A 7,268-nucleotide genomic window follows, 5' to 3' on the forward strand; every position below is an offset into this window, starting at 1 on the left:
TCAGGTCAGGACGCTGCCCGGGAAGTGGCGGCCGTGCCGTGATCGGCCGCCAGGGCATCGGCGGATTGCCGTTGGATGGGATCGCAAGGTGGATGCCTGGAAGCGTCGGGTGCTGGTACGCCCCGGGCGACACCGAAGCTCTCAATGCCGACCACGCCCTGGCCACTACCGGTTACCGCATCGGGTTCGTCCATGCGGCCAAGGCCGGGACAGCGGTCCGGCGGCGATGCCGTCCCCATGGCGGCCGACTGCCCGTAAAACGTGGTGCGGCAAGGTGGGCCAACGGGGTGTCCGAGAGTCAAGGGGACGTCAATTCCTCGTGGTTCAGGCGGTGTTGCGACGAAAAACGTTGACATGACCATGCTTGCACGGCAAGGGTGTCGACGTCCTTCAGCACGTCCTGCACGATGTTCGGTCCGGCCGGGCTCCGCCCGCCCTCACGGCGCGGACGTGTACGAGGCATGCTCCCGACCCCACTTCGCGACGCACCGATGCCGGACGTGCCCCTTCTTCGAAAGGGAACGGATCATGTCCCTGGCATCCCTGCTCCGCCGCCTGGCGAGACCCGGCCTGGTGACGGCGGCCCTCGCGGCCGGCGCGCTGGCCCTGTCGACGACCACCGCCGGCGCCGCGCCCGCCCTCACCCAGATCAGCACCGACCCCTACACCAACTCCACCAGCCAGCACGCCACCGAGGTCGAGCCGGACACCTTCTCCTACGGCTCCACGATCGTCTCCGCCTTCCAGGTAGGCCGGTTCAACGACGGCGGCTCCTCCAACGTCGGCTTCTCCACCTCCACCGACGGCGGCACCACCTGGACCAAGGGATTCCTGCCCGGCATCACCACACAGGCGGGCGGCACCTTCCAACGGGTCAGCGACCCGGCGGTGGCCTACGACGCCAAGCACAACACCTGGCTGATCTCCACCATCCCCATCACCTCGTCCGTCACCGTGCCCGAGGTCTTCACCAGCCGCTCCACCGACGGCGGACTGACCTGGAGCAACCCCGTCATCACCGCGACCGGCTCCAGCCTCGACAAGAACTGGATCGTCTGCGACAACACCGCCACAAGCGCCTTCTACGGCAACTGCTACACCGAGTACGACAACAACGGCGACGGCGACCGTCTGAAGATGACGACCTCCTCCGACGGCGGAGCCACCTGGGGCACGTCGAAGAACACCGGCAACAACGCCACCGGCCTCGGCGGCCAGCCCGTCGTCCAGCCCAACGGCACGGTGATCGTCCCGGCCTCCAACGCCTCCGAGACGTCGATCCTCTCCTTCCGGTCCACCAACGGCGGCAGTACCTGGACCTCGACCACCACCATCGCCACCGTCAGCACCTTCACCGTGCGCGGCAGCCTGCGCAGCGGCCCGCTGCCCTCCGCCGAGATCGACGCCGCCGGCAAGGTGTACGTCGTCTGGCAGGACTGCCGCTTCCGCGCGAGCGGAGGCTCCTGCACCTCCAACGACATCGTGATGGCGACCACCACCAACGGCACCACCTGGTCGTCCGTGACCCGCATCCCGATCGACGCGACGACCAGCACCGTCGACCACTTCATCCCCGGCCTCGCCGTCGACCCGGCCACCTCGGGCACCACCGCACACCTGGCACTGGCGTACTACTACCACCCGGTCGCCAACTGCACCGCCGCCACCTGCCAATTGGACGTCGGATACGTCTCCTCGACCAACGGCGGCAGCACCTGGACCACATCGACCCAGCTGGCCGGTCCGATGACCCACTCCTGGCTGGCGAGCACCACACAAGGCACCATGGTCGGCGACTACATCTCCACGTCCTTCTCCGGCGGAACAGCACACCCCGTCTTCGCCGTCGCCTCAGCCCCCAGCGGAACCGTCTTCAACGAGGCCATGTACACGCCGACTTCAGGCCTCACCGCAGCCGCCGGCACCGCCACCGTCACGACCGCCACCGCACGTGACAACGCCTTCTCGGCCCACCTGGCCGCGATCGCCTACCTGCAATGGCTGGCCAACGGCGGCACCGGAGGCGGCGAGGACAGCCCCTGACCGACAACCCCCGATCGCAATCGCCGCCCCGGCAGTTTGCCGGGGCGGCTCCGCGCCACGTCCCTTCGCGCAGCAGGGACCTTGTGCGGGACGTGGCGTCGACGGACGTCCCGCGCTCAGGGCCGTTCTGCACGAGCGCCGGCAGGTTCGCCGCCGTATCACTCGGCTCGACCGCGACCGCGTCCTCCGGCAAGCGCCAGGAGGACGACAGAATGGACAAGGATCCCGACGATCACACCGCCGACCGCTGCTTCGCCGTGGTACCGGCGACGGGCACCCGCGCGAGACGCCACCGCGGCGTCCTGCGCCCCGGCGAGGGCATCCGTGCCAGATGTCACTGCGGCGCGTCCTCGGCCGCAGTTCGGTTCCTGGCGCGTCCGAGGCGAAGCGGAGAGGCTCAGCGGAGCCCGAGCCGAAGGGGATGGTGACGGTGGTGAACCGTGGATCGTGGCGGCGTCCGGCACTCCCTCGGGCAGGCGTGGGGCCCGCCGCAGTCAGCACGAGTACCGGCGGGGTCCCGAACACCGATCGACTTTACGAACCCGTTGCGAGCCCAAAAGGTTCCGTGAGACCCCACATCCGTACTCCCGTACGTGCGGTTCCGAACCGGACAGGAGACACGGTGCTCGTTTCACGGAAAGCGGCGGGGACCATCTTCGTGGGTGGTGCGCTCAGCGTCACTCTCGGGTCACTCCTCTACCCCGCCATGCTCGGAGTCCAGAAGGTCAGGAGTGCGCCCGAGCGGGTCATCGCCACCCCGGCGAGCGGACCGCTGACGGAAGCCGACCGGGACTTCGTGGTCAAGGTGCGCTCCGCCGGGCTGTGGGAGTACCCCGTCGGTCAGACGGCGTTGAGAAAGGGCACGACGAAGGCGGTCAAGACCGCGGGGAAGCACCTGATCGAGGGGGATGCCTCGCTGGACGCCGCCTCCCGCAACGTCGCCGGCCAGTTGGACATCACGCTGCCCAACCAGCCGTCGCCACAACAGCAGAGCTTTGTGGCCACGTTGAACGCGGACAGCGGCAAACAGTTCGACACCGACATGGCCACCCTCCTGCGGGCGACAGACGGCCAGATCCTCTCCACCATCGCGAGCGTCCGCACCACCACGAAGAACTCGCTGGTCCGCGCCCTGGCCGACCAGGCCAACGACATCGTCCTGGACCACATCGCGGTCCTGGAGAAGACCGGCCTGGTCGACTTCGACCAGGTCCAATTCCAGGAGACCACCGCGCCCACGCTCCCGGCCCAGGACCTGACCCCACCGCCCCCGGCCGCGACACAGCCGCAGGTCGTCCTCACCCCGCCGGCGAACAGCACGCTCTCACCGAATCCCTCGGCAGGGTGAGGATGCGGGCCGATCCGCCTGCCTACGCCAGCCAGGCCGTCGTGTCCTGCCCGAGCCTCCAGCCGTCCTCCGCGGCACGCTGCTGATCAGGACCTCTCCGGGCGGCAGCTCCACCGCCGTACCGGAGAGGTTGGCCACGCACCGCCGACCGTCCGGCCGTGTGGAGCTCAGTACCCTGGCCGCGCGGCCTTCCGCTCACTGAAGCTCCTGCGCCTCCAGCGGCTTGTGGCGCAGGCGCAGGGCCTTGCGGTCGGGCTTCACCGGGGCAGCGCAGTCCTCAGGCCGCTACCGGCACGCCAACTGGGGCCCGCCTCGCTGCTGTTCCCCGCGGCGGCCAGACCATCGGCTCCTGCAGCTGACGTACGGCGAGGCGTCACTGCACGGGAAGGAGATCGGCGAGCAGAGTACGGACGCGCGCCTCGATCTCGTCCCGGATCGAGCGGACCGCCTCGACTCCTTGACCAGCCGGGTCGTCGAGCTTCCAGTCCCGATAGTGCGTGCCCGGGAAGACCGGGCAGGCATCCCCGCACCCCATCGTGATCACCACGTCGGACGCCTGGACCGCCTCGATGGTCAGCACCTTGGGCACCTCGGCGGACAGATCGATCCCGGCCTCGGCCATCGCCTCGATGACCGCCGGGTTCACGGTCTCGGCCGGGGCGGACCCGTCCGAACGGACCTCGATCCGGTCGGCGGACAGGTGCGTGAGGAAGGCGGCGGCCATTTGGGAGCGGCCAGCGTTGTGCACGCACACGAACAGCACGGACGGCTTGCCGGAGACGGTTTCACACACGAGCGGTTCCTTCTTCGAGGGCAGCCGACTGGCCGGTCACCGGGGCGGGTTGAGAACTCATCTTCAAACCGGGGCGAGGTCTGACCGAGATACGGGTCAAGGGGGCAACGGGATGGATAGCTGCCGTGGGGACGAGGTTTGTGACGGTTCTTGTGAGCCCTCGTCGTATTTGAGGCGGATACCCGCGCTGCTCTGCCAACGGCAGAACAGCGGTCGGACCGGGATCGACGATCGCTACAGTCCAGTCTCATGACGACGATCACGACGCGTACGGTCGAGTACCCGGCCGACGGTCTGACGATGATCGGGCACCTCGCGCTCCCGGCCGGTGTCGACCGTCGGCCCGCGGTGTTGCTCGGACCAGAGGGCATGGGGCTCAGCGACGTCGAGCGCCGCCGGGCCGATGCTCTCGCCGAGCTGGGATACATAGCGCTGGCCTTCGACCTCCACGGCGGGCGCTATTTGAGCGACCCCGAGGAGATGCTGGTCCGTTGCATGCCACTGCTCTCTGATCCCGACCGGATGCGGAGCATCGGCCATGCGGCGCTCGACGTGTTGCGCACCGAACCGCGGACCGATTCCGACCGGATCGCCGTCGTCGGCTACGGCACCGGGGGCGCCGTCGGGCTGGAACTCGGGCGCGACGGCGTCAACCTGCGCGCGATCGGGACAGTCAACGCACTGACCACGGGCCGACCGGGCGAGGCTGCGCGCATTCGCTGCCCGGTGTGGGCCGGGGTCGGGTCGGAAGACCCGATCATGCCGCCCGCGCAACGCAAGGCGTTCATCGCTGAGATGCAGGCCGCGGGCGTCGACTGGCGCCTCGTGGTCTACGGCGGCGCCTTGCACGCCTTCCACCATCCGCCGGTCGACCACCCCACGGTCCCCGGCGTCGGCTACCACCCGCAGCACGCGCAGCGAGCCTGGCGCGATGTCGTCAACCTGCTCGCCGAGTGCCTGCCTGTGACGGCGGACCTGGGGGCATGACCCAGGCGAACGTGCTGGCACCAGGCGTGGTCGGCGTCATGCCTGGGACGCCTCAAGCAGCGTGGACGGGTTCGGCAGACCGGGGCAGGGATGCGTTGGGCTGGACGGCGGGCCGGGTGAGTCTGCGGGTCATGAGCGTGATCGAGGCGAGGGTGAGCATCGTCTCGGAGTGCTCAGGGCGGGTCTCGTAGTCGCGCACGTTCCGACGCGCATGCGACAACCAGGCCAGTGACCTCTCCACCTCCCAACGCCTCGGCAGGATCACGAAGCCCTTGGCGCCCTTGGGCCTGCTCACGGTCTTGATCGTCAGGTGGAGAAAGGACCTGGCCCAGGCCACGTGGGTGCCCGCGTAGGCCAAGTCTGCCCGGACGATGGTGATTTCGGGGTACATCAGCTGGAGCCGGAAGAAGGTTTCACGGGCGGGGACGCTGTCGTGCATGTCGGCCGGAGTGACCATCACGAACAGCGGGGGCCCTTTGAGGTCCACGATTGTGTGCCTCTTCGAGCCCGGCGTCTTTTTCCGGCGTCGTATCCGGACGTGGAGCGCGGGACGGTGGCCGCGACCTTGACGGACTGGGAGTCGATCACCGCCGCCACCGGGTTCGGTGACGTGCCCTGCTCGTCCTGACGAACCTCGAACTCGACCGCTGACAGACGATCAGGACCGAAGACAGCCGCCCACGACCAGCACGCGCACCTACGAACCCCGCCACACCAGCAGCCGTACCAGCGAAAACCAAGATGGTGGATCTTCAGCTTCGATCCGGCTGGACCTCGGTCAGTCGATGCCTTCGACGATGCGGAAGTCGCGCTCGACGCCGTCGGAGAGGGCGACCAGTGCCTCCTGGTAGGCCGCACTCTCGTGCGCCGCGACGGCCTGCTCGAAGCTGTCGAACTCGATCAGGACGGTGCGCTCGGCGATTCCGGCGTCATGCGCCACGGCCCGACCGCCACGGGCGAGGACCCGACCGCCCCCGGCCTCGACGGCCGGAGCGGCCAGCTTGTTGTAGGCAGCCAGCTTCTCAGGGTCTGAAACGGTGCGGTAGGCGCTGACCCAGTAGCCCTTGGGCATGGAACCTCCAGTGTCGGGATGAGTGCATCTGACGTACGGGTCGGTCTCGGACGAGCGTCGGCGGGCGAGAGCGAGGCTTGTCAGCGTCGTGATCGCCATGGCGCCGATGCCGGCCAGCGCCGCGGTGGTGTAGGCCCTGTCGTCGGGGAAGAGGTGGCCAGGGCCGGTGCCCGCGGCGAGGATCAGGCCGCCGATGGCGCTGCCCAGGGAGTACCCGACGCTGCGGACGACGTAGTTGAAGCTCATGGTGCTCGACGTCTCGCTCCTGGGGGTGACGGCCAGGATGACGCCGGGCATCGCGGCCGAGAAGCCGCCGACGCCGAAGCCGAGCACGCCCATCGCCGCGAACAGTTCGGCCAGGTCCGACCGGGCCGACGCGAACAGGGCGAACCCGCCGCCGACCACGACGGCGCTGCCGGCGGTGTTGCCCCTCAACCGAAGGCGGCCAGGGAGACCGGCTGCCACTGGCGCCAGGTGTGCAGACGCTCCTCGTAGAGACCGGTGACGTCGGTGAGGGACTTGCCGAGGAAGATCCGCAGCGGGGGCTGGTCCGCGTCGACGATCCGAAGGATCGCGTCGCGGGTGGCGCGCGGGTCGCCGACCTCGAAATCCTGTGCAGTGGCCGCGTGGACTTCGGTGTAGTCCGGATGCCGCTTACTGTGCCGTGCCCCGCGGGCCAGCCAGTCGGTCGCGTAGGGGCCGGGCTCGATGTTGGTGATGTGGATGCCGAAGGCTGCCACTTCTTGCGCCAGGGACTCCGACAACCCTTCGAGAGCCCATTTGGAGGCGTGGTACGCACCGATGCCGGGGAAGGCACGTACGCCGCCCTCGCTGGTCACCTGCAGGATCCTTCCCGACCGCTGGGCCCGCATGAGGGGCAGGACGGCCTGCGTGACCCATACCGCGCCGAAGAAGTTGGTCTCCATCTGACACGGCAGCTGTAGTTCTTGATCACGGTTGGTCGTGACGGTGGTGTCGTTGCTGGTGGCAGGCGGTCGCGACGGCTTGGTGATGGCGCCGCCAGG

7 protein-coding genes and 1 pseudogene are annotated in these 7,268 nt (G+C 68.8%); 3 read left to right on the forward strand and 5 right to left on the reverse strand.

Annotated elements, in window-relative coordinates:
* Window positions 1-528 precede the first annotated feature (528 nt).
* Together AB0I69_RS45805 and AB0I69_RS45810 are read left to right on the forward strand one after the other, a co-directional pair.
* Complete coding sequence (locus AB0I69_RS45805) at window positions 529-2,043, forward strand: sialidase family protein (protein WP_363101785.1); 1,515 nt, start codon at window positions 529-531, stop codon at window positions 2,041-2,043.
* Between the two features lie 658 nt (window positions 2,044-2,701).
* On the forward strand, window positions 2,702-3,391 hold the full coding sequence (locus AB0I69_RS45810; RefSeq protein WP_363101794.1) for a DUF4142 domain-containing protein: 690 nt from the start codon (window positions 2,702-2,704) through the stop codon (window positions 3,389-3,391).
* Here the strand turns inward: AB0I69_RS45810 and AB0I69_RS45815 are convergent.
* Together AB0I69_RS45815 and AB0I69_RS45820 are read right to left on the reverse strand one after the other, a co-directional pair.
* Window positions 3,368-3,562: a hypothetical protein gene (locus AB0I69_RS45815; RefSeq protein ID WP_363101795.1), complete on the reverse strand. Its 195-nt coding sequence runs from the start codon at window positions 3,560-3,562 to the stop codon at window positions 3,368-3,370. The two genes, AB0I69_RS45810 and AB0I69_RS45815, sit on opposite strands and share 24 nt — an antisense overlap.
* Before the next feature lie 202 nt (window positions 3,563-3,764).
* Entirely contained in the window at window positions 3,765-4,184 is a 420-nt protein-coding gene (locus AB0I69_RS45820) for an arsenate reductase ArsC (protein WP_363101786.1), read from the reverse strand.
* Between the two features lie 249 nt (window positions 4,185-4,433).
* Here AB0I69_RS45820 and AB0I69_RS45825 point away from each other — a divergent pair, with 249 nt between their 5' ends.
* On the forward strand, window positions 4,434-5,171 hold the full coding sequence (locus AB0I69_RS45825; protein WP_363101787.1) for a dienelactone hydrolase family protein: 738 nt from the start codon (window positions 4,434-4,436) through the stop codon (window positions 5,169-5,171).
* 112 nt (window positions 5,172-5,283) lie between these two features.
* On the opposite strand, the pseudogene AB0I69_RS45830 reads toward AB0I69_RS45825, so the two are convergent.
* The 3 genes and pseudogenes from AB0I69_RS45830 to AB0I69_RS45840 form a co-directional block, all read right to left on the reverse strand.
* Window positions 5,284-5,804: pseudogene (locus AB0I69_RS45830) on the reverse strand (transposase); the annotation flags it as partial.
* A gap of 145 nt (window positions 5,805-5,949) precedes the next feature.
* The gene (locus AB0I69_RS45835) at window positions 5,950-6,243 is read right to left on the reverse strand and encodes a DUF1330 domain-containing protein (RefSeq protein ID WP_363101796.1); all 294 of its coding nucleotides are present in this window, start codon (window positions 6,241-6,243) and stop codon (window positions 5,950-5,952) included.
* A gap of 431 nt (window positions 6,244-6,674) precedes the next feature.
* Window positions 6,675-7,268: SDR family NAD(P)-dependent oxidoreductase (locus tag AB0I69_RS45840; RefSeq protein ID WP_363101788.1), on the reverse strand; the 594-nt coding region annotated here is incomplete at its 5' end.

Source organism: Streptomyces sp. NPDC050508 (genome assembly GCF_040655155.1).
Classification (GTDB): Bacteria; Actinomycetota; Actinomycetes; order Streptomycetales; family Streptomycetaceae; genus Streptomyces.

Excerpts from the sequence above, each read along its gene's own strand:
- AB0I69_RS45825 (WP_363101787.1), top strand. The coding sequence starts at position 4,434 with ATGACGACGATCACGACGCGTACGGTCGAGTACCCGGCCGACGGTCTG.
- AB0I69_RS45835 (WP_363101796.1), bottom strand. The coding sequence starts at position 6,243 with ATGCCCAAGGGCTACTGGGTCAGCGCCTACCGCACCGTTTCAGACCCT.
- AB0I69_RS45805 (WP_363101785.1), top strand. The coding sequence starts at position 529 with ATGTCCCTGGCATCCCTGCTCCGCCGCCTGGCGAGACCCGGCCTGGTG.